General features: G+C 35.4%; 24 protein-coding genes, 1 tRNA gene and 1 riboswitch. Of the genes, 6 read left to right on the top strand and 19 right to left on the bottom strand.

Features of this window, described 5'->3' with window-relative positions; all coding sequences use genetic code 11:
- Window positions 1-8 precede the first annotated feature (8 nt).
- Genes E2R67_RS03415 through E2R67_RS03435 form a run of 5 tightly spaced genes read right to left on the bottom strand, consistent with a single transcriptional unit; the run spans window position 9 to window position 3,527 of the window.
- Window positions 9-698 (bottom strand): energy-coupling factor ABC transporter ATP-binding protein, encoded by a 690-nt coding sequence (locus E2R67_RS03415; protein WP_134289533.1) that lies wholly within the window; start codon window positions 696-698, stop codon window positions 9-11.
- On the bottom strand, window positions 682-1,476 hold the full coding sequence (gene cbiQ, locus E2R67_RS03420; RefSeq protein ID WP_134289534.1) for a cobalt ECF transporter T component CbiQ: 795 nt from the start codon (window positions 1,474-1,476) through the stop codon (window positions 682-684). Before cbiQ ends, E2R67_RS03415 begins: the two co-directional genes overlap by 17 nt.
- Complete coding sequence (locus E2R67_RS03425) at window positions 1,476-2,066, bottom strand: NikL family nickel/cobalt ECF transporter subunit (RefSeq protein ID WP_134289535.1); 591 nt, start codon at window positions 2,064-2,066, stop codon at window positions 1,476-1,478. The genes cbiQ and E2R67_RS03425 overlap by 1 nt, the downstream gene beginning before the upstream one ends.
- Complete coding sequence (cbiM, locus tag E2R67_RS03430) at window positions 2,066-2,674, bottom strand: cobalt transporter CbiM (protein ID WP_134289536.1); 609 nt, start codon at window positions 2,672-2,674, stop codon at window positions 2,066-2,068. The genes E2R67_RS03425 and cbiM overlap by 1 nt, the downstream gene beginning before the upstream one ends.
- Window positions 2,675-2,708: 34 nt before the next feature.
- Window positions 2,709-3,527, bottom strand: coding sequence for a DUF4198 domain-containing protein (locus tag E2R67_RS03435; protein WP_208379451.1), 819 nt, complete (start codon window positions 3,525-3,527; stop codon window positions 2,709-2,711).
- A 136-nt stretch (window positions 3,528-3,663) separates the two neighbouring features.
- Window positions 3,664-3,797, bottom strand: a riboswitch (cobalamin riboswitch).
- 306 nt (window positions 3,798-4,103) lie between these two features.
- Between E2R67_RS03435 and E2R67_RS03440 the strand changes: the two genes are divergently transcribed.
- The gene (locus tag E2R67_RS03440; protein WP_134289537.1) at window positions 4,104-4,457 is read left to right on the top strand and encodes a hypothetical protein; all 354 of its coding nucleotides are present in this window, start codon (window positions 4,104-4,106) and stop codon (window positions 4,455-4,457) included.
- 52 nt (window positions 4,458-4,509) lie between these two features.
- Entirely contained in the window at window positions 4,510-5,199 is a 690-nt protein-coding gene (locus E2R67_RS03445) for a hypothetical protein (protein WP_134289538.1), read from the top strand.
- A gap of 56 nt (window positions 5,200-5,255) precedes the next feature.
- On the opposite strand, the gene E2R67_RS03450 is transcribed toward E2R67_RS03445, so the two are convergent.
- From E2R67_RS03450 to E2R67_RS03475, 6 genes are all read right to left on the bottom strand, one after another.
- On the bottom strand, window positions 5,256-5,519 hold the full coding sequence (locus tag E2R67_RS03450; protein WP_208379452.1) for a DUF2442 domain-containing protein: 264 nt from the start codon (window positions 5,517-5,519) through the stop codon (window positions 5,256-5,258).
- Window position 5,520: 1 nt separating this feature from the next.
- The gene (locus E2R67_RS03455) at window positions 5,521-6,117 is read right to left on the bottom strand and encodes a DUF1287 domain-containing protein (RefSeq protein WP_134289539.1); all 597 of its coding nucleotides are present in this window, start codon (window positions 6,115-6,117) and stop codon (window positions 5,521-5,523) included.
- An 80-nt stretch (window positions 6,118-6,197) separates the two neighbouring features.
- Window positions 6,198-7,013 (bottom strand): MetQ/NlpA family lipoprotein, encoded by an 816-nt coding sequence (locus E2R67_RS03460; protein ID WP_134289540.1) that lies wholly within the window; start codon window positions 7,011-7,013, stop codon window positions 6,198-6,200.
- Between the two features lie 77 nt (window positions 7,014-7,090).
- Window positions 7,091-7,777, bottom strand: coding sequence for a methionine ABC transporter permease (locus E2R67_RS03465; RefSeq protein ID WP_134289541.1), 687 nt, complete (start codon window positions 7,775-7,777; stop codon window positions 7,091-7,093).
- Window positions 7,767-8,801, bottom strand: coding sequence for a methionine ABC transporter ATP-binding protein MetN (metN, locus tag E2R67_RS03470; protein WP_134289542.1), 1,035 nt, complete (start codon window positions 8,799-8,801; stop codon window positions 7,767-7,769). Before metN ends, E2R67_RS03465 begins: the two co-directional genes overlap by 11 nt.
- Before the next feature lie 342 nt (window positions 8,802-9,143).
- Window positions 9,144-10,016, bottom strand: coding sequence for a WGR domain-containing protein (locus E2R67_RS03475; RefSeq protein WP_134289543.1), 873 nt, complete (start codon window positions 10,014-10,016; stop codon window positions 9,144-9,146).
- A 94-nt stretch (window positions 10,017-10,110) separates the two neighbouring features.
- Here E2R67_RS03475 and E2R67_RS03480 point away from each other — a divergent pair, with 94 nt between their 5' ends.
- Window positions 10,111-11,034 (top strand): hypothetical protein, encoded by a 924-nt coding sequence (locus E2R67_RS03480; protein ID WP_134289544.1) that lies wholly within the window; start codon window positions 10,111-10,113, stop codon window positions 11,032-11,034.
- Window positions 11,035-11,139: 105 nt separating this feature from the next.
- On the opposite strand, the gene E2R67_RS03485 is transcribed toward E2R67_RS03480, so the two are convergent.
- Entirely contained in the window at window positions 11,140-11,745 is a 606-nt protein-coding gene (locus tag E2R67_RS03485; protein ID WP_134289545.1) for a LysE family transporter, read from the bottom strand.
- A complete protein-coding gene (locus E2R67_RS03490; RefSeq protein WP_134289546.1) occupies window positions 11,745-12,641 on the bottom strand; it encodes a 2OG-Fe dioxygenase family protein in 897 nt (298 codons plus the stop codon). Before E2R67_RS03490 ends, E2R67_RS03485 begins: the two co-directional genes overlap by 1 nt.
- A 108-nt stretch (window positions 12,642-12,749) precedes the next feature.
- On the opposite strand from E2R67_RS03490, the gene E2R67_RS03495 reads away from it, so the two are divergent.
- On the top strand, window positions 12,750-13,670 hold the full coding sequence (locus tag E2R67_RS03495) for a LysR family transcriptional regulator (protein ID WP_134289547.1): 921 nt from the start codon (window positions 12,750-12,752) through the stop codon (window positions 13,668-13,670).
- 44 nt (window positions 13,671-13,714) lie between these two features.
- Here E2R67_RS03495 and E2R67_RS03500 read toward each other — a convergent pair whose 3' ends face one another.
- The 4 genes from E2R67_RS03500 to E2R67_RS03515 form a co-directional block, all read right to left on the bottom strand.
- Window positions 13,715-13,960, bottom strand: a complete 246-nt coding sequence (locus E2R67_RS03500) for a hypothetical protein (RefSeq protein WP_134289548.1) — start codon at window positions 13,958-13,960, stop codon at window positions 13,715-13,717.
- Between the two features lie 190 nt (window positions 13,961-14,150).
- On the bottom strand, window positions 14,151-16,493 hold the full coding sequence (locus tag E2R67_RS03505; RefSeq protein ID WP_134289549.1) for a tetratricopeptide repeat-containing diguanylate cyclase: 2,343 nt from the start codon (window positions 16,491-16,493) through the stop codon (window positions 14,151-14,153).
- A 287-nt stretch (window positions 16,494-16,780) separates the two neighbouring features.
- Window positions 16,781-17,425, bottom strand: coding sequence for an SRPBCC family protein (locus E2R67_RS03510; protein WP_166739302.1), 645 nt, complete (start codon window positions 17,423-17,425; stop codon window positions 16,781-16,783).
- A 298-nt stretch (window positions 17,426-17,723) separates the two neighbouring features.
- Window positions 17,724-17,808, bottom strand: a tRNA-Leu gene (locus tag E2R67_RS03515).
- A gap of 194 nt (window positions 17,809-18,002) precedes the next feature.
- Between E2R67_RS03515 and E2R67_RS03520 the strand changes: the two genes are divergently transcribed.
- Window positions 18,003-18,563, top strand: a complete 561-nt coding sequence (locus E2R67_RS03520; protein ID WP_134289551.1) for an RDD family protein — start codon at window positions 18,003-18,005, stop codon at window positions 18,561-18,563.
- A gap of 23 nt (window positions 18,564-18,586) precedes the next feature.
- Here E2R67_RS03520 and lptG read toward each other — a convergent pair whose 3' ends face one another.
- Window positions 18,587-19,651, bottom strand: coding sequence for an LPS export ABC transporter permease LptG (lptG, locus tag E2R67_RS03525; protein WP_134289552.1), 1,065 nt, complete (start codon window positions 19,649-19,651; stop codon window positions 18,587-18,589).
- Entirely contained in the window at window positions 19,652-20,761 is a 1,110-nt protein-coding gene (gene lptF / locus E2R67_RS03530) for an LPS export ABC transporter permease LptF (RefSeq protein ID WP_279587485.1), read from the bottom strand.
- A gap of 177 nt (window positions 20,762-20,938) precedes the next feature.
- On the opposite strand from lptF, the gene pepA reads away from it, so the two are divergent.
- Window positions 20,939-22,453: a leucyl aminopeptidase gene (gene pepA / locus E2R67_RS03535; RefSeq protein ID WP_134289554.1), complete on the top strand. Its 1,515-nt coding sequence runs from the start codon at window positions 20,939-20,941 to the stop codon at window positions 22,451-22,453.
- The last annotated feature ends 14 nt before the right edge of the window (window positions 22,454-22,467 follow it).

Raw genomic sequence — 22,467 nt, forward strand, 5'->3', positions numbered from 1 at the left:
CTCACGCCTTATGCCACTGCAATACTAGGAATAGGTTGTTCGGTTAATAGCCCATCGCTTAATGTTAATTGACGCGTTGCTAATTGATTTGAAAATAGCTTATCGTGAGAAATGATGATCATTGCCTGTGGTAATGTTTGTAACACGTTCAGTAAACGCATTTTGGCTTTTTCGTCTAACGCGTTAGTTGGCTCATCTAGAATTAACACTTCAGGCTCCATCACCAACACACTGGCTAAGGTGATCATACGTTTTTCTCCACCAGAAAGCTGATGAGTAATACGAGATTCAAACCCTTGCATACCTAATGTATTTAATGTTTCCAATGACTTTTCTATTGCTTGTTGCTTTGTAAAACCAAGATTTAAAGGTCCAAACATCACATCTTCTAATACCGTTGGACAAAATAGCTGATCATCGGGATCTTGAAATAATAATCCCGCTTTAGCACGTAATTTATTGAACTGCTTTTCGGTTTTGCATAATTCACCAAAACCAGTGATATCACCTTTTTTCGCTTTTTTAAGCCCAACAATCAAATGTAATAATGTTGTTTTTCCAACGCCATTATCGCCGTTGATCACCACGCGTTCGCCATCATGCAAGGCAAAGTCGATATTATTCAATACGCTGCCACGCCTTGGATAAGCATAACTAAGGGCTTCTATTTTTATAAGCGGTTTACTTGAATAAGTCATTAATATTCAGCCCTATTAGCAATGATAAAAAACATAAAAAAACGACACTAAAGACTAGGTCTGATCGCCCCATTTTCATCTCATCATTAAGATAATAACGGCCACAAAAACCACGACATTTCATCGCATCAGAAATTCGTTCTGCACGCTCAACTGAACGTATTAATAGCATGCCAAATAAATAACCAATACTTTTCCAAGTATGCCTATTTGTACGCATTACAAAAGCACGAGCTTGCATTGCACGTCGCATTTTTTTGTATTCTTGGCTTATTACATCTAAATAACGCACCATAAATAACATTAAATGAACTAGCTTATCAGGCACTTTTAAATGTGCTAGTGCATGGCCTAGTGTTGAAGCCGACATAGTGGCAACTAATGAAAATAGAACCAATAAAACGGCATTGGCTTTGATTGTGATTAACAATGCATGCAACAAACCTTGCCAACTTGCCTGCAATCCAAACACGGTAAACATAGCATCACCGGGTGTGGTAAAAGGCAGAATACAAATCAGCGTTAGCATAAAAAAGTCCATTGCAATCACGCGGCGCAAAGTTCTTTTTATATTTAGCTTACTCGCTTTCACTAAAATAAATGCACATAACAAACCTAATAGTGCAGGTATAAAATGATGGCTTAACACCACGACTAATGCAAAGAGTCCAGAGCACACAACACGCACACGCGCATCAAGATCATCTATCCATGATGCTTGATGCTTTAATGCTTGCCCAGACCATGAGGTCAGGCTGTGCTCTAAGCCTTGTGACATTACTGTTTAGCCTTTAATTTTCGTTCTCTTAAAAAAGCAACCAATCCGAGTAATCCAAAAATATAACCAATACCACCTAGAATATCACGTAAGCCTGATTTTTCTTTCAAGCTTTGTATCTCTTTGCGTAGTGGTTTTATTTGTTTAGCAATCGCTTTCTCTAACATTAAGACTGATATTTGTTCGACATTAGCAGGCGTGTCATTATTAACCGATACCAACCGATTATTAGTGTATTGTTCGCTTGAAGGTCCTGCACTTAAACTTTCAGGTAACTCTTCAGCAGGCAATTGCATTGTTAGCTGATGGCCCGCTCCCATATCAATTTCGAATACATGGGTAATACGTTTTTTAGCTGTAAAGGTAAAAAATCCTTCATCATCGGTTTCAACTTCCCCTAAAGGTAATCCCGATTGGTCGAAAATTTTAACGATGGTGCCAGCGTTTGCCATTGAGCCATTTGAAAACCCCGCTTCACCTTCAATTTCAAAGCCCGTTGCATACACACCACCGACTACATTATGTGCAATGGCTGCCATACTAAATAGACTTGATAACAGTAAAATAACAGGAGAAATAATCCTTTTCATTAAACTGATTCCTTATTAATAAATTCAGGTTTAACCCTATGAATTAAATATACAGCAGCATAGGAAACAAAACCTTCTAGCACCATAATGGGAATATGTGCAGGTAATACGGCTTTTGCAGCTAATACAAATGATTCACCAGATAATGCCAGTGAAAAAGCAACCATCAATGAAGTGATCACAATCGCGCCTGCGCCACCAATTGCTCCCCAAATAGCCGCAACTTTAGGGTTTTCACTACGTATACCTTTATAACAAAGGTAATAAATAATCACCGCGGGTAATGCGATATTCAACGTATTAACGCCTAACACCAATAAACCGCCAAAGCCAAAGAAGATCACTTGTAATAACAAAGCCACCAGCAAGGCAGGAAAAGCAACCCAGCCCAATAAAATGCCTAATAAACCATTCATAATTAAATGAACGCTTGAAAATCCCAAAGGTAAATGAATATAAGAGGCAATAAAAAATACAGATGCTAATACGCCCACTAATGGCAAATTATCGTAATCCATCTTTTTCAAGCCAATAGCGATACCTACAACAGATAACACTGCGCCGCTAACTAATACGGGTACAGATAATGCGCCATCAACAATATGCATAATTCACCCTCTTAAATAATCTACAAGTTATTGGTTATGGAAGCTTAGTTGCTTCAACCCAAATCACCGCATCCTGTGATAACTCTTTACCTTGATAGGTTTTCTGCTCACCGACACCCAATGCAGCAAATCCCCAATGACCTGCTTTTAATAATGAGAAATGGAAGGTACCGTTGGCATCTGCATAAATTGTTTGCGTCACAAACACATCTGCAGGTGGAGTCATGATTGGCTCTTTAGCAAATTGATTTTTTTGCATATCAGGTACGTAATTCATAAACTCGACTTCAACAGCTGCGAAAGGAACAGGCTCACCTTTAGATTTAATCACCGCGCTAAAAATACCACCTTCATAAATCGCATAAGGTTTAGTTAATGGCACAATCTCAGCGGTTAATCCTAAGTCATGATTCCAATCTGTGGGTAAGTTACCCACGTTCACGATGGTTTTAGTAATTTGTTGAATATAAAGATCTTCTTCCGGTTCAAAATAAGGGGAAGGTTGTGCAATAAATACATAATCGCCTAATCCACGTAACTTAACATCAGCTTGGTAAGCAGTTCCTTTATCAACAGCACTTTCCCACTCAATTTCTGTAATACTATGAAGTAAATCTGTTTTTTTACTTTTTTTAACCATATAAAAAGCTTCTGGTTTTTCAACAACCATTACATGCCCACTAGCAGCAGGATGAGTAAAAGGCATTTTAAAGGTGATAGCACCGCTTTTTGCATGTAATAAATCAGGTGTGTAAAGCATTTGGAAATGAGCTTGGGCAGAAAACGAAAGCAAGCAGCTAACGATTAAGGTCAGTGGATTATAAAAATATTTTAATTTAGTAAGGTTTAACACAGAAAAATCTCCGTCTGAGTAATTAACAGGCGAAGTTGTGGAGGAGATGGCACACTTTATTCAAGGAATAACAATCCCTTTAAAAAGCAGACCAGCCGGTGAAGCCCTCCGCAACACCACGGTACTTGCTTCAACAGCAAGTATCATCCTAAGGTTTGGTATCCGGGCTTAACAAACATCAAATGAGCTTGCTCTACCGTTGCGGGGGCAGCCTGGTATTTCACCAAGTTCCCAAACATTTATGATTAAAACCGAATTAATTCTATTAATAGCAGTAATCGAAATGCATCGTTTTAACTGACGATATCCAAAGGAAACAGAACAATAACTTGTTACTAGTTACACAGTCAATATAAAGCACGTTTTTTGCGCTTTCTTTTATATATAACCGCGTTCATATTTCTCAACCTTGAGTATCTTAATGTTTTCAAGGCCATGTTTGCTTCTTTCTGGACTATTGTTTTCGATGTAGTCAATCATGTTAATAATGACTTTAAGAATATATCCTTTCAACTTGACGCCTACAGTTAAAGCACTTAAAGTTGAAATTAATATACGCGTATTTTTAAGCCACTTATGTTAACCATTCAAACATTAACAAAAAATAATATCAAAGACGTTCATTTTTGGGTTCCTCCGTGTCCAGCCAGCATACTACTAGTACTCACGCTTCAATCATTAGAGAAAATAGATATTAAAATTAGAGAGGATGAAGATGATTACGATGACTCCATTCCTTTAAATTTAATTCCAAGACGTATTTATATTAACGACCAACTGATTAACTCGGAATCAGAAGAAGCTAAAGTTGTTTGGCTATTATCGTATTTAATAGAGTATGATTTATTAGGGCATAAAGAAGGGATAGCGGTATTCGCTGCAAAAGAGAGTATCGAATATTTTACGCGATCTTGGAATGAGGATATATAAAGCATCGTCAACGTGCTTGTTCACCAGCAAACATTAAAGAGAATCACTAAGAATGAGTAATACAAAACGCTGGATGATATCCACAAAATTAAAAGCTCAGAATAATTACAAAAATAAAATAAAAGCCAATGAGCTTGTTTTTGTTACCACAGTTATTCAAGCAAATACTGAACAAGATGCACTCCAACAACTCAAGCTTACCTTGAAAGTGCTTGAATTTGAGATTGTCACAGTCATATCGACAATACTTTACAGTGATGAAGCTGTACTAAATTTAGCACCATGTGAAAGATACGGTGTCGAAGAGGCTATTAATTCGATTGAAGTAGGATTGAGCAAGGTTGCTTTTGGAACTTTTATAACGGAAGAACATATTAAGCAACAATCTAGAGTTTGGTTTGCCTATACACAATCACAGCCTAAGTTTGAAGGCCCTTTAGCAACAGACGGTTCTGAACTATTCATTGACTGTTTGCTTATACCAGCTTCCACAAAAGAATATGCACAAGCGCAAATAAACGAAACTCTTCTCTTACAAGGCCAAGAATCAATCAGCTTATTATTGTTAGAAGAAATCGAACAAGAAAATAACGCAGATATTGTAAACCTTGAAAAAATCCTCTCTCAAATTGATAATTCAAACTTGCATATCCTTATTGAGAACAATATTGATAACGCATTAATGGAAATAAGAAAAATAAAACAAGTAGCATCAGTATGCAGTGTCATAATTCAGCAATGATCTTATTGAATTAAACATAGAGACTTAGGGTTATTTAATATCCTTTTTAAGTAGAGCTAAATTTTCCCTCTATATAAATCTTCAACCGTAAAAATCATTCTATAATCATCCCAATTAAGATTACCGTCAATAAGCTTGTAGTTTAAAAACATATCTTCATTTTTATATTGCTCATAGTCAGGATGCCTATTTGAAAAAATAAAAGAAGAGAAATCAACTCTCTGAATGTGTCTATTATTAAACCTTAACTCCAAGAGATAAGACTCAATATGTTTAACAGAAACAATTGATAGTTCAGCTACATCGTCTACATTCATCATATTAATTATACCCTGCTGGCACAAAACGATAATGCCCGGTAATTTTATAATCAAACAACATATCTTGGATTTCGGGTCCTCTACCGATATTGTGAACGATTAAAGGGTTACCTGTTTGCGGTGATATACGATCAATTAACATACCGACATGAGGTAAGTTTCCAGGAAGCATCCAAGTGACGATATCTCCTGTTTTATAATCTTTAGCATTCTCTGATTTTTTTAATACTTGCCCATGCCGAGCTAAAAAGGCTTGCAAATTAGGCACTCTACGATGGTCGATATTTTTATCAGTTCTACTTAACCCCCAAATACGTTTAGAAGGATAGGCATTAAAATCCTTCACCATATCTTCATGGATTAATTTTTGTAGATCCACTCCTAAATGTCTATATGCGCGGATCACAACATCAGTACATACACCAATATCATTAGGCACATCTCCATTAGGATAAGAAATTGAAAGATAAGAACCATCATATCTAACATCATGAGTTGTTCTTTCTATTAACGCAGAAACAATATCTTCCTCAAAACTAGCTGTGTAAGCAGCGAAAGAAAAGCAATATCCCAATAAACACAACAAAGAAAATTTCATACGTCCTCTTTAACAAAAAAGGGAGCAAGCTAAGCCTGATCCCTTTTATAATATTTTAAAAATAGATTAAGAAAAAGAGATTACCAGCCTTTAACAACGCCACCTTTAAAGATTTCCATTGCAGCTTGGTATACTTCTTCAGATTGATACGCTTTCACAAAATTTCGGATATTTTCTGCTTGAACATTGTCTTCACGTGCAACGATTAAGTTTACGTATGGAGATTCTTTATCTTCAACAAATAAACCATCTTGCTCAGGTGAGAGATCAATAGAGCTTGCGTAAGTTGTATTAATAATTGCAAGGCTAACGTCATCTAATGAACGAGGTAGTTGCGCTGCTTCTAATTCAACAATTTTCAGTTCTTTATCGTTACCAACGATGTCTAATACCGTTGCTTTAAGACCAACGCCTTCTTTTAATGTTAATAAACCTTGTTGCTGTAATAAGATTAAAGAACGGCCTAAATTAGTTGGGTCACTTGGCACTGCAATTTGGTCACCAAACTCTAATTCGCTAAGAGCTTGAATTTTGTTTGAATAACCTGCAATTGGATAAACAAATGTATTTCCTGCTACTGCAAACTTGTAACCTCGGTCAGCAACTTGCTGATCTAAGTAAGGTTTGTGTTGAAATGCATTTGCATCAATTGAACCTTCATCAAGTGCAGCATTAGGTGTGATGTAATCAGAAAAAGTCACTAATTTAACATCAAGCCCGTATTTTTCTTTTGCAACTTTAGCTGCAATTTCAGCAACCTGCGCTTCAGCACCAGCAATCACACCAATCGTTACTTTGCTATTATCAACAACAGCTTCTTTTTCACCACAACCAAATAATGCAACAGTTGATGCTAAGCCTAAAGCAGCGAGTACTTTTTTAATATTAAAGTTCATAAGTTTTCCTTTTGAAAGTAACTTCATTTCCTAGACACTTTAATAAGTGCCCAAGAATACATTGTAAAAATAAAAAATTAACGATGATCAACACGCTTAACGAGATAATCACCCACCGATTGAATAAGTTGTACCAATAAGACCAAGATCACTATGGTAATAATCATCACTGTGGCATCAAAACGCTGATAACCATAACGAATACCAACATCACCAAGGCCACCACCACCAACGGTTCCAGCCATAGCAGAATAACCAACGAGGGTCACTAAAGTGATGGTTGCAGCATTAATAATGCCAGGTAATGCTTCAGGTAATAAAACTTTGTTAATAATTTGAATCGGTTTTGCTCCCATAGCTTGTGCAGCTTCAACAAGACCAGATGGCACTTCTAATAACGCTCCTTCGACTAAACGAGCAATAAATGGAATTGCACCTATGGTCAAAGGCACGATCGCCGCAGGAGTACCAATAGAAGAGCCAACAATAAAGCGAGTAATAGGAATTAACGCAACTAATAAAATAATAAAAGGAATAGAGCGCCCTATATTAACAACAACACCTAAGCTTTTATTTAATACAGTGTTTTCTAACAACCCATTTTTTTTACTTAAATGTAATAACACACCAAGTGGTATTCCCACAGCAAAGCCAATAAAACCAGATGTAAATACCATCACTATGGTTTGCCATAAAGAATCCACCAACAATTCAATAAGACGTGTATTTTCAGCCCACCATGTAACAACTGTATTAAGCGACATAACCTAGCACCTCTAGTTCTATTTTCTGTTCTTTTAAATATTGAATTGCTTTATCTGCACAGGCTTCTGAACCAATAAACTCAGCTAACATTAGACCAAATTTCACTCCACCGACATAATCCATATTGGAGCTTAAGATGCTGATATCGATATTAAATTCACGTGCTACATGGCTTATCACAGGTGCATCAACTGATGCGCCAGTAAATTCCAAACGGATTAAAGGATAGCTATTTTCAACTCTCGTCGCTTGTAAACGTTCTTTATAATCTGCTGGAATAGATAAATCTAAGGTTGAACGAATAAATTCACGGGCAAGATCCGTTTTCGGATGTGCAAAAATATCCCCCACTTTGCCATTTTCAACTAATTTACCATCACCTATAATAGCAACATCTTCACATATTCCTTTTACTACCGCCATTTCATGCGTGATCAATAGAATAGTTAAATTGAGTTCTTTATTAATTTTTCGTAATAATTCTAAAATAGAAATAGTCGTAGCAGGATCTAAGGCACTCGTTGCTTCATCACATAATAGAACTTTAGGATCCGAGGCTAATGCTCGCGCAATAGCAACACGTTGTTTTTGACCACCACTTAAATTAGCAGGGTAAACATCACGCTTATCTTCTAAACCAACTAGCTTTAATAAGCTTTCCACTTTTTGTTTGATTTTCTGTTTATCAACACCAGCAAGCTCTAATGGTAGCGCCACATTATTAAACACGGTACGTGATGACAGTAAATTAAAGTGTTGAAAAATCATGCCTATTTTACGACGAGTTTGCGTTAATTCTTGTTCAGATAACCTTGTTAAATCAACACCATCAACGACCACTTGGCCATTCGTTGGACGCTCTAATAAATTAACACAGCGTATTAGAGTACTTTTACCTGCACCCGATGAACCAATCACACCAAAGATACTGCCCTGCTCTATTTTTAAGTTGATCTCAGATAGCGCATGAATCTCTTTGTCGCCCTGATAAAACACTTTGTTTACATTTTTTATTTCTATCATCTGTATTCCTGACTGAATTCGCCTAATAGCGAGGACGGTATGTTACTTCACCCTACTCACAATTCAAATGAAACGTGATCTATCTCGTTATTATTTACATGACGCACAATAAGACGTCTAGACGTCCAAGTCAAACGTTATTTATAATAATCCAATTATAAAACATTAATCATTGATTCTGCAGAACTGAAGTTGTAACGATTTCTTATTTCAGACAATGAAATTAATCGCTTAATCGAACTGACTATAGGAGATAATTTACTAGGGAGTTATATAGATTAGTAACAATCTTTTTAAAGACCTTGAGATAATTACGCTAAAGGTCTTTGCTCATTATTGATTTTATTGTTTTAAACGCTTTAAAAAGGCAGCTGCCATTTCATTGGCTTTATCACCCCATAGACCTAAGACTATTTGTTGAATTTGTTCATCTTGGATAAAAGCGTTAACAACATTGCTTTTAATATGATTGTCAACATTAGTATCAGTGTATGGTCCAAACCCAGGGATTTGAAAATGGCTAGAAAAAAGACCAAGTTTTCTATCTTCAGATGTAATATTAACCACCTCAATATTCATTAGATACCCATTAAGATCTGGATCTTCTTTTAAACTAAGGAAAACAGAAGCTAAAACGACATTTGTTAAAAAGCATTCCAACTCATAACAATCTTCTTCATTAACAGGCCATTCATTACGTTCAAATTCAATGGCATATTCACAGCCATCTTCTTGGTCATATTCGGTATCAGGAATATTTTCTAATTGTTTATAAATGGCAGTTAATCTAACCTCTTCATACCATGCTGTATCAGCATCTAAATATTCATGCTCCTCGCCTTCAGAATTAACTCCTAGGCCCAATGCGAAATTAGCATCAAAACGATGAAGCTGGATAGATTTATAGGCTTGCACTGGATACTTAGCTAACATGTCTTGTTTAAATGCATGGAATAACCTTAACCTTAGGTTTTCAAACCACTTGCCTCTTAACACATCATTATCTTTTAACAATGTATAACCTTGCTTAATTTTTTCTTCTATTAATTTTTCTTCATTTTGAAATCGTTCTTCATCGGAATCAAACTCTTGTGTATCAGCCTGACCATTAGTTCCTACTTCACCAGAATAAATAGTATGTGTGTAATAATCATCGACAAAAAGACTGCAAAAACTTGCAGGTTTAGTAGTAGAGTTAATGAGATACTTTTGCATTTTAGAATGATTCCTTAATTTATCGAGTATAAATTTTAGTACAAACTTGTATACTAAACAAAAATATTTCGAGTGATTGACAGAGTTGGTAAAAATGAAACTTTATTTAAAAGGAAGGCTGTTACTGCTCACTGTATTTACTTTATTAATAGCCTGCTCAAATGAAAATAGAAATGCATATGAGGATAAAATAATGCCCAATTTATCTAAAAGCGCCATAATAGAAATATTACTAGCACAAAAAAAATCAATGACTTCCTTAACTGAAGAAGAACTCACTCAAATAATTCTAGAATTAGACAAGGATGAATTCGATAGAGGTGAATTGCCGACATCAAGCAAGCTATGGATTCTTGTTCCAAAAGAAATCAATAAATATAATCACTATCTGTTAAGTGGGCATATAACAACAGGATCACGTGCTTGGCAAGTGAACCCAAAAAGAAATACTTTTTTGCTTTTAAGAGATCAGAAAACTGGAGCTATTTCGGTAAAAAAAACTTCTCGCTTAAAAGGGCAACAACAAGCTATTAGGAAGCAACAAATTACACCTTTATCAGCTCAGGGAGAAGCCCCCAATGAATTGAATGCTTCAGCTTGGCGTCATTCTTTAGAAAAAATAGATATTTTATATAATTTCAGTGAAGCATTAACGGCTGGGAACTACACTATTACTCAAGTTTATTATGATCAAAAAACAAGTAGCGAGCATTTTATTTTTCACTCAGAATCTAACGAACAACTTATTTTCCCAAAGGTGTCTAATGCAAAAGTTAATACACATTCAGTGGAACTTAAATTTGTAAAAAACAAAAGCAATATAAGCAACTGGAAGTTAAACCTTATCGCCTTTAAATTAGATGAAGAGCCAATAATAATGCCTTTAAAAATTGACTTAACAAGCAATAAAGATAGTTTAACTTTCCCTTTCGATAAGGTTAATTTCGAAAATGGTATTTACCAAATATATATCGATACAGGCAATGAACTAGAAGGCCCATTTGAACTTATTTTATAGCGCAATTAAAAATTAATATCGTTTAATTTAATAGACTTTACTATTCCTTATCCAGATCAATATTATGAAGCACTAAGCCTGATTTTTTAAATCGCTATTCATCAGTTACAAAGCAAGCGATATAGCAATACTGATAAATATTAAACCAAATATGAAATTGACGTTTCGCATTGCCTTTTCTTTTGAAAAGAACGATTTAAATGAATTCGCACCAAAACAATAGAAAAACATAACAAAGGTATCCACCAAAACAACAGTACAGCCTAGTAACAGGTATTGAACACCTGCATCGGCATTCTCATTCACAAATTGCGGTAAAAAAGCAGTTAAAAAAATGATCGATTTAGGATTGGTTAAATTAACAGTAAATCCTTCTTTCATTAACACCCGCTTATTTTTTTTATCTCCAATAAGTACGAAGAAATTCTGATTTTTAAGACTCGTTCTTATCTTATCGATACCAAGGTAAAGCAAATAAATAATACCAAGGTATTTAATGCTGTTATATAACATAGGTGATTGTGACACTAACACGCCAATACCGAGATAGATGAAAGTTAAATGCATGGCTAACGCAGATTGTAAGCCTAACACTCCATAACTCGCGCCTTTCATTCCATTAGTAATGACATTATTGATTGATACTGCAGCACCAGATCCTGGTGAAATACTAAATAAAACACAAGCAATGATAAATGCGATAAAGTCCATTAACAGCCCCTTAAATTATGCACGTTTTCTAACTCAGAATTGGTTAATCCAAATCGTCTTTTAATTGCACTTTCAGAATTTAAATTAGTAAATGAAATATGTAATACATCCCTATTTGCATAATCTACATTGCTATTGATATCGCTAACAGCATGTAACATGCGCAAATCATCAATGAGCATCATATCCCCAGGAAAGGCTAAGGTTGTTTCTCCTACTAGCTCTAAATCACTGGTATAAATTGAACTTATCCCTCCTTCTATATTTTTTCTATCAACAAGCATTAGAAGAAAGTAGGAAGTGCCGTCACTGTGGATCCCTTCGGGTGTCGGCTTACCATTGGTAGATGCATTCGCTTCAATACGATATTGATCAACCTCTATAAACCATTCTGGGTTAGCGTTACCAGCAGTTATTTCACATTGATCAAACACACTGGCAGCTAAGGAAAGCGCTTTCTTAAAATATTGATTTTTATATAGAATAGGATCAGTTTTATCAAAGTAACGGAAAATATCTCCCGCAAAATGATTGTATTCTTTAGACTTATAAAGAGGCATATAAGGCTTTATCAAAACTTTCTCTGACTGCGAGGAGTAGTACATTGTGGAATAACTTCGTTTACGATATTTTCCTTTATCTTGCATATATTGATCAGTACTCAACGTATCCCAAGTTGCGCTAAAACTATGCCACGTTGAACTTAAATCCAAAAAATGAGGCCCCAACTCTTTAGAACCAATATAAAATCCGGTTGATAGTAAAGTTGAAGCAATATTTTGTATTTTTTCTGGGTTGAATGCGCCTAATGTTATTTCATCAACGGTTTCGTGAGGCTTAACTAACCACCCCATTTTCTCCGATGCTTCGCTAATGGATGATTCTTTCAAGAGCACTTTTCTTTCCTTACAACAAAATTAGTTTTTAATAGTTAACTAGTAATATCATTTTGTTGTATGGTTAGAGTATTCAGAATTTATAAATTCAAAGTAAAGGAAAGTTTAATGCTGTCTTCATTAGACCTACATTTTTTTTATATTGTGGCCACAAGTAAGAGCTTATCTGCGGCCGCTAAAAGGTTAAATGTAACGCCTCCAACAGTGACTCAAAGATTACAAGCATTAGAAGCAAAGTTATCATTGAAATTAGTGGAAAGAGATTTTAGGAATTCTAGATTAACAGAAAATGGAAAGAAGCTAGCAAGCCGCTGTCAATCGATACTAAATGAGATTGATTTATTAACTAATGAATTAAAAGAAGATCAATCATCACTTTCAGGAACATTGACTGTACTTGCCCCAATAGGCTTTGGCGAAAAACACATTGCCCCTATTATCGGAGACTTCTCTATTCAGTACCCTGAGTTGGATATTAGGTTATTGCTATCTGACCACCCTGATAAAGATGCTTCTCCTGAAGCTGATATTATTATTTATATAGGAGAATTAAAGAACTCTTCTATGCGTCGGATTTTATTATCAAAGAATCGACGCCTTGTATGCGCATCTCCCTCTTATTTAACGAGTATTGATAAAATCACAACACCCGAAGCGTTAATCAATCATCACTGTATTGCACTAATAGAAAACAATGAAGACACTATGTTATGGTCTTTTACCCATAACATAAGCAATGAAGTTTGTAATATTCGTATTAAACCTAAATTAGTATGCAATATTGCTGATGCGATAAAAATTTGGGCCTTAAAAGGATTAGGTATTATTCACCGCTCCGAATGGGATGTTGCTCAAGAACTTAAAGACGGCAAGTTACAAGAAATCTTAACCGAATATCGATTACCAGATGCTGATATTGTAGCTCTTTTAAGTGACTCAGAAAAAAATAGACCCGAGCGAACCAATGTTTTTCTCAAATATTTAAAATCATCGTTAAAGCATTTAAATGATAGAAATACTGGAACTTAAGGTCTTTATATTATTGGTAAGTTACTTCGAAACGTAGAATGAAGCTAGCTTTTAGGTAGGGAGAAATTGGCAAAAATCATCATCCCCACGCCAAAGAATAATGAAAGCATAGCCAACCCTACTCTTGCATTACTAACGTAACCAACTGTTAATAAAACAATACTTAAAGTAACCAACACCATGCCTAATAAAATAAAAAGTCGAGGATAACGGCTTAATAACGATGCTGCTTTTTTCTTCTCATAATGATTATGTTTTACCGCTTTGCGTTTATGCTTCTTAACCGACATATTAACTTCACCTTTAATGTTAATTAGAGAAGTTTCATATTACAAAATAGCCATTTATGAAATATTACGTTAGATCACAGCATGGTCATTAATTTGGTTTTTAAAGGAGCTCTGAGCGCACCTATAGAAATCAGTTCATTTGAATATATAGTTATTTGAAGGCGCTTATTACTAACAAACTATAATTAACTTAAAGCGGGGTACTTGTTTTTTTATCAAACTCTTTACTCCATAGCGTTACTTTATTACGCCCGAGCAATTTCGACTGATAAAGTGCAATGTCAGCTTGATTAATTAATTCTAAGTATGATTTGGCATTAAACTTAATCGACGACACACCAAAACAACAAGTGATTGAAATATCTCCAAATCGACTCTCTTCAACTTGACGACGCATGTTTTCAGCAATTTCAATCGCTTGCTCTTCCGTTTCTCTGTGCAAGTAAACACAAAACTCTTCACCACCGAAACGTGAAACAATATCATTATCGCTAATGTAAGTTTGTAGAATCTCCGCAACACCACAAATTACAGAGTCACCTGCATTATGCCCATAGGTATCGTTAACTTCTTTAAAGTGGTCGATATCAACCATGATAATACAATATTCATCGAGTGAATCTGACTTTTCCAAGTCTCGATACATATGTTCAAACAAAGCTCGACGGTTGTAACAATGCGTTAAAGGATCACGAGCAGCTAAATAATCGAGTTCTTTATTACGTTTTTTTGAAGCTATAAATAACCGATAAATAAAAACAACTAGCAATATTGATAACCCTAATAACAGCCCCAAAGTAATATTGGCATATTTATTTTTGGTAAGCTGTAGCTCGGTAATCATTCTTGTTTTTTCAGCGATTTCAATTTCATTATTTTTCTTAGCTAGCTCAAGCTGATCCAACTTGGTTTTTTCTCTCAAAGCATCTAGCTCTATCTCTCTAGTTTGTGAATATAATTTAGCTTTTATTAAAGTCAGTTCTTTTTCATCTTTTTCTTTTTGGATAATTTCAGAGAGTTTAATTTCTTCTTCTGCATAGCGTAAAGATTCACTAATATTGCCTAATACCTTTTCAGCTTGTCTTAACTTACGATAAGCGTATAAAGCTTGTACTTTATTATCTATTTTAAGTGATAATTCTACAGACTCTTTTAATTGCTCAATGGCTTCTTTTGTTTTGCTATTAATTAAAAGCCCAGCTAAAGCAGCTTGCGCTTTTACCTCATAAGTTTTATTGCCTGATTCTTTTGCAAAGAACAAGGACTCTTTATAATAAGGTATCGCTTGCTCATATTTTTTCTGATCTCGATAAATATTGGCAATAATACGTGCTGTGATTGACCTTTTTAATTTATCATTTTCTTTTATGTATATTTTGTGGGCTTGTTCCACCATTAATAACGCAGACTCATAGTCTTCATCATTCAGATAAATAACAGCCATTTCTCTTAATGAAGATGCCAGTGTTTTCCGTTTTATTTTATCTCCAGATACATCAATCGCGAGTTGGTAGAAATCTCTAGCCTCATCAAATTGCTTCAATCTTGTATAAATAAACCCTAATTGATTAGCCGTTTCAGCAATACCATTAATATTGTTAACTTTTTTATAATATAGGTGGGCTTCATAAACATGCTCTAGTGACTTTTCATAGCGTCCAATGTGGCGATAAATAATACCCGCCCCCATTGATGCTTTCGCATAGCCTTCTTGATCATTTATTTGCTTGTGTATTTCCAGACCACGGAGAGAATAATCGAGAGCGACGAGGAGATGATCCAAATAACGTTCAGCTTCGGCTAATGTATTTAAAGTACGCGCCATATTTTTTTTATCTTTCAAAGCGGTGAATACATCTAATGCTTTTTTATAATAGCTCGCCGTTTGCTCTCTATCTTTTAATCGTTTGTATGACTGCGCAAGTTTTTTATAAGTTTCACCTAATTTTTTCTGCGTTGTTTTGTCTTTAGCGACAAGGATATTAACTGCTTGCTTATATTGATCGTTTGCCTTTTTATACTCTTTTTGTAGGTAGTGACTGTCCGCTTTAGCAATTAACGTTAAAGCTAACGGCCATGGCTTTTTGTATTCCTGTGCAATAGGAAGTAGTTCAGCAAGGTGTTCATCAGCTTGTTGATAGTGCTTTAAGGATAACAGTAGATTGATATAGTCTACAGAAGCAACGATTTGATTTCTTGTTTCATTGATATTTTTATGTATTTTTGAAGCTTGCAAAAAATAATTTAATGCCTGCTCTTTATTTTCTGATTTCAGAAACAATTTACCTAATAAACTATGAACCTGCGCAGTAACATGAGGGTTATTATTTTGTATCGATAACTCAAGGGCTTGGTTAGCTAATTTTAAACTATTTTCAGGGTCTTTTTTTCTGAGAGCTTTAGCTTCACTTAGCAAGTCTTTTTCTGACAACCGTTCAGCAGTAGCAGTATTTGATTGAGTAGATGTATTACTTACCACTGCATTCACATATGGAAAGCTAAAAAGGAGGAGTGCTAACAATAAAATTCGCATTATATATCTATTAACCAGTAACTATTTTACATAAGAAGGTAATACGACCAATGCAGTATGAAGAAAAGGTAATATTTTCTTTTATACATCCATTATTTTTTTTAATTGTCAAAAAACTCACGATCCCCTCCTTATATTATTCATATTGATAATTTTCATGCTCGAAAGTAGCAAAAAATTATATCAAGAAAACATTATAAACGCATTTATTTAATTATAACGACAAGCACTTACTTATTTAAATGAATCGCTTTATTGTTAAGTTGATTCATGGCAAGAGCAGTAAACTAGTAAGAAAAATATTCTAAAGAAGTACTTTCAATAATAGTCTGTAACTTCTTAAAGTCTATTTTTGTACTATCAATTAACTCACTATTAAATATAAATGCAGGAATATTACCTTTAGGATCCAGCCAAGTCTTATATTTGACTTCAACGAGACCATCACTTACGTTTTTGATGCTCCAACTTGAGACGACTTGTGGTAAACGTAAATAGAGCTCACTTTCTGCAACTTGCTCACTACAGGAATAAATATCGATGGTTATCATTGACTCTTCAAATCCTGTATTGACACAGGTTATTAATTCACGATCTTGAAAAGGCCAAGGCATAGCGATAATTGTTCGTAATAAATATTTTTGATTATTATAAATTTCCAAGACTTCTAAACTATCAACTCTCTCTAGCCACTCCGATGTTTTATCAATATCAGATAACACTCTAAAAACTAATTCTTTAGACTTAGCAGTAAAAAAACTAGCCTCTACCTGTTTAAACGCACTTTGTTCATATTGTGTTAATTCAACTTGAATATGACTTTTAAAGCTATCTGGCTCTTCCATTTTTTGTTTGGTAAGCATGCAACCAGATAACAATAGAGGCACAAAAATAACAAAACAGAAACTAACTGATCTCAAAAAGCATTTCATGAATAGCTCGCTATAAAAACAAGTACGGGTTAAGGAAATAACGATAAGCATACTATAAGCATAAACCTATAGGTCGATAATATCTCTATATTAAAAATATCGAACTAGCGATAATGAAGATGGCAAAGTAAGTCGTTAAATCGACTATACAGGCCGAAGCTATAAAAGAAAGTATGTTTTCTTGCTTCGATACAAGTTTAATATTAACTAGATGACTCGCTTTATACTCAGGTTTGAAGAATAACAATATGATGGATACAAAAAAGCCTTAACAAAAATGCTAAGGCTTTTTTAAATATGGTGCCCGAGGACGGACTTGAACCGTCACTCCTCTCGGAAACGGATTTTGAATCCGTCGCGTCTACCAATTTCACCACTCGGGCTGAGTGCAGAAGATTATACCTATGCATTTATCACACACAAGAGTTTTCAGTCACAAACTTTATAAGCGATTAAAAACACGGCAATTTAACTAATTAATTGATTAAAAAGTCTTCAGTTAAGCATTCCAAATAAATAAAATGCAATTAATATAAGCCATTTGATATACTGTTTTTTCATTTTTTAAGGACTCATCATGGCCAATAATACTAATCCTAAAACGCCACAATTACTCTTAGCTGAACGATATCAAGCCTGTGAACGCGCTTCATTTTTTAAACGCTTAGGAGCTTATATTTATGATCTATTTGCACTAGGAGCAATACTAATGCTCGCAGCAATATTGGCATTACTCGTTGTAACTATTAGCAATAAGGTCGGGCTCATAGATTTAAGCCTTTATGAAGATACAGCTCAATATTTAGGGCAAAGCCCTATTTATCTCGCTTATTTATGCATTGTCATTATCGGATTTTATGCTTACTTTTGGACCCAAGCGGGGCAAACCATTGGTATGAAAGCTTGGCGATTACGTGTTCAAAATAGCGATGGGAGCAATATTACCTTCACCCAATCTCTGATTCGAATGGCGACCTCAGCATTTGGCTTAGGCAACATAATGGCTTTATTAACAAGTCGTAATGCTTTTCAAGATCTATGGGCAGAAAGTGAGGTCGTTGTCTTGAGTAAAGAATTAAACAACTGGAAAGGTTTTAAAGGAATGGCTTTTATGGATGAAGATAAAAATAATGGTTAGTTGGTAACTAACCATTAGCTTTTTTAACTTTGCTTCTTAAGTAAATACATCGCAATAATGAGGACTAACAAACTAGGTAAAACAGCCCCTAAAATAGGAGGTAAGCCGAAGACTAAACTTGCAGGACCAAATAACTCTCCTGAAACATGGAACGCAAACCCACTAGCAATACCAAAGATTAATCGTGTTCCCATCGTTACCGTTCTTAAGCCACCAAAGATAAACGAAACCGATAGCAACATCATTACAATCACAGTAAAAGGCAATACTGCTTTACGCCAAAAAGTAAGCCAATAACGACTTGCATCTTGATCGTTCTCTTCTAAATAAGTCGTGTAATCATAAATATCACGCATCGACATTTTGTCAGGATCACTGATAATCACTTCAAGTTTTTTAGGCGTTAATTCTGTTTCCCAATTTAATTGTGCAAAACTCGTTACTTCTGTTTTATTATTGAGAAAAGCAGTTTGACTCACATTTTGTAATAGCCAGTAACCTTCTTTATAAACGGCTTTTCTAGCGACAATGGCATGATCTAACTTTAGATCTTTGGAAAAGTAATATAACTGCACATTAAATAATTCGGCTTTGCTATTCATCCGTCCAATACTGACAAAGGAGTCTGCATCTTTAGCCCATACACCATATTTATTTTCAACACGTGCACTACCACTACGCGCTTGATCACGCATAAAATAAGCTTCTTTATCTGTTTTTGGTGCAACAAATTCACCTAACAACATAACAGCAATAACCATAGGGATGGCTGTTTTTAATACGGAAAGAGAAATTCTAAACTTAGATAAACCAGCCGCTTGCATCACCACGAGCTCACTACTACTGGCTAATGATCCCAAACCAATTAAAGCGCCAATTAAAGCTGCCATAGGAAAGAATAAACTAATTTCAACAGGCATTTTTAACAACACAAAATAAGCAGCAGAAATGATATCGTAATCGCCTTTACCCACATGCTTCATTTGCTCTACAAATTTAATAATATTACTTAAACCCACTAAGACAAATAAACTTAAAAAAGTAGCTGCAAAAATGGTGCGTCCAATGTATCTATCGAGAATCCCCATTTATTTAACCACCTCCACAAGCTTTGGTTTAGTCACCTTGAAATTAAACTTACCAATTGTCTTTAAATGCAATATAAGTCCAATACTAAAAAAGACAATTTGCACTACCCATATTGAATGAGGCGAGACAGCACCATCTTCAATCAAGCTTTTTGAAGCACTTAATAGTAAGAAAAAAGTTAAATAGAGAGCAAGAGCTGGCAGTAATTTGGCATATCGTCCTTGGCGAGGATTTACCTTCGCCATTGGTACAGCCATAAATGTGATCAATAAAATAGAAACAGGTATAGCAATACGCCACTGTAATTCAGCTTGATATTTAGGGTCTTTAACTCCTATTAATTGTGCTGTTGGCAAAGCTTCTACCCCACGTTGTTTTCTTTCGGCTTCAACATTGGCAATATGCACTTGGTAACTCGAAAATTCTGTATTTTCAAATTCATTTTTACCGACAATCCCAGCATAACGTTGTCCATTATCTAACGTTAGCCAAGTGCCATCTTTTTTATTTTCGAGGTTACCCGCTGTTGATGTGATCACCGAAGGTGATTGCCCTTCTTCTTTCGGCCAATGCGCAGCAAAGACATTCACTAAGTTTCTTCCTCGCTCATATTTTTCGACATAAACCACACCACCATCATCGGAAGTTTTGTGAAAACGCCCTTCAATTAATGTAGCGGTACCAGAGTCTGCTTCTGCTTTTTCAATCACAGCAACCATCTGGTCTTCTGCGCTAGGCGCTAGATATAAACTATTAAAACTTGCAAATGCAAAAGTAAATAATGATAAGGTCAGAGTTGCTTGTAATACTTTGTTGGGACTATAACCACAGGAAGTTAATGCAACCATTTCGCTTTCACTGTGTAATCGGCCATGAGCAAACAAAACCGCAAGATAAAAACTAATAGGCAGCATCAAGGTGCCTAAAGTCGGAAGATTTAAAAATAGGATAGTTAAAACAAGATCAGCAGGGATTACACCATTGATGGCCTGCGCTAGAATTGTTATAAATTTTTGGCTAACAAATATAAGCAATAAAACAAAAAGAATACCAATTTGGCTTTTAAATGTTTCCAACATTAAATAACGAAGAATTATCAACCTGTTCACCAGTATAAAATAAGATGTTACAAAAGACCCTAAAATAGTGGATTAAGCAAGCAATTGCGGTAAAATTGCTATTTATATAAGTTTATATTACGTTTCAAGATCCACAATAGCTTATGATAACTGCATTTTTACAAAAATAGCACAGTTAATGTCAATATAATTGTCTTAAGGATACATATGGAATTTTTAGTTAAGAGCGGTAGCCCAGAAAAGCAACGCAGCGCATGTATTGTTGTCGGTGTATTTGAACCTAGACGCTTGTCTCACGCAGCTGAAGTATTAGATGAAATTAGTGAGGGCTACTTAAGCGCATTATTACGCCGAGGCGATATTGAAGGTAAAGTTGGCCAAGTTTTATTTTTGCATAATGTACCAAATGTGGTCAGTGAAAGAGTATTATTAGTTGGTTGCGGTAAAGAGCGTGAATTAACTGAAACACAATATAAACAAATCATTGAAAAAACAATTACAACGTTAAACGATACAGGGGCACTTGAAGCAGTTTGCTGTTTAACAGAATTACATATTAAAGGGCGTGATAGTTATTGGGCTGTGCGTCAAGCGATTGAAGCCACGCAAGATAGCTTATATAGCTTTGACCAATTCAAGACTAATAAAGACAATACGCGTCGACCATTACGTAAATTAACTTTTAACATTTCAAGCCGTAAAGAATTAGCTCGTGCTGAATTAGCACTACAACATGGTTCTGCTATCGCTTCGGGTATGAAGTTTTGTAAAGACTTAGCAAATATGCCACCGAACATTTGCACACCATACTATTTAAGCCAGCAAGCACAAGAGCTTGATCAACGCTTCGATAAAATTACCACAGAAGTACTGGATACTGCACAAATGCAAGCATTAGAGATGAACAGCTATTTAGCGGTTGCTCAAGGCTCTGCGAATCCAGCTTATATGTCGATTATTAATTATCAAGGCGGCCCTTCAGATCAAAAACCGATTGTATTAGTTGGTAAAGGACTTACTTTTGACTCAGGCGGTATTTCATTAAAACCAGGCGCAGGCATGGATGAAATGAAATATGATATGGGTGGCGCAGCCTCTGTATTCGGTGCAATGAAAGCCATTGCTAAACTAGATTTACCTATTAACGTGATTGGTGTTATTGCTGGCGCTGAAAATATGCCATCAAGCAAAGCTTATCGTCCAGGCGATATTTTAACCACTATGTCAGGCCAAACCGTTGAAGTATTAAATACTGATGCAGAAGGCCGTTTGGTATTGTGTGATGCATTAACCTACGTTGAACGTTTTGAACCTGAATGCGTGGTTGATATCGCGACGTTAACTGGCGCGTGTATTATGGCACTAGGTCATAATATCAGTGCATTAATGAGCCCACATAAAGGGTTAACGCATGAAATTTTAAGTGCTTCAACACAATCAGGTGATAAAGCTTGGCAGTTACCAATGGACGAAGATTACCAAAAACAATTAGATAGCCCATTTGCTGATATGGCAAACATTGGTGGTCGTCCGGCCGGCTCAATTACTGCCGCTTGTTTTTTATCTCGTTTCACTAAAGCTTACACTTGGGCACACTTGGATATCGCAGGTACTGCTTGGCGTTCAGGTCCGACCAAAGGAGCAACTGGCCGCCCTGTTTCACTACTAACACAATTTGTGATCAACCGTAGTGGACAAGAATTAGCGGATGTAGATGCTTAATGGATTTAATCATT

It is taken from the genome of Psychromonas algicola (assembly GCF_004378355.1).
Classification (GTDB): Bacteria; Pseudomonadota; Gammaproteobacteria; order Enterobacterales; family Psychromonadaceae; genus Psychromonas.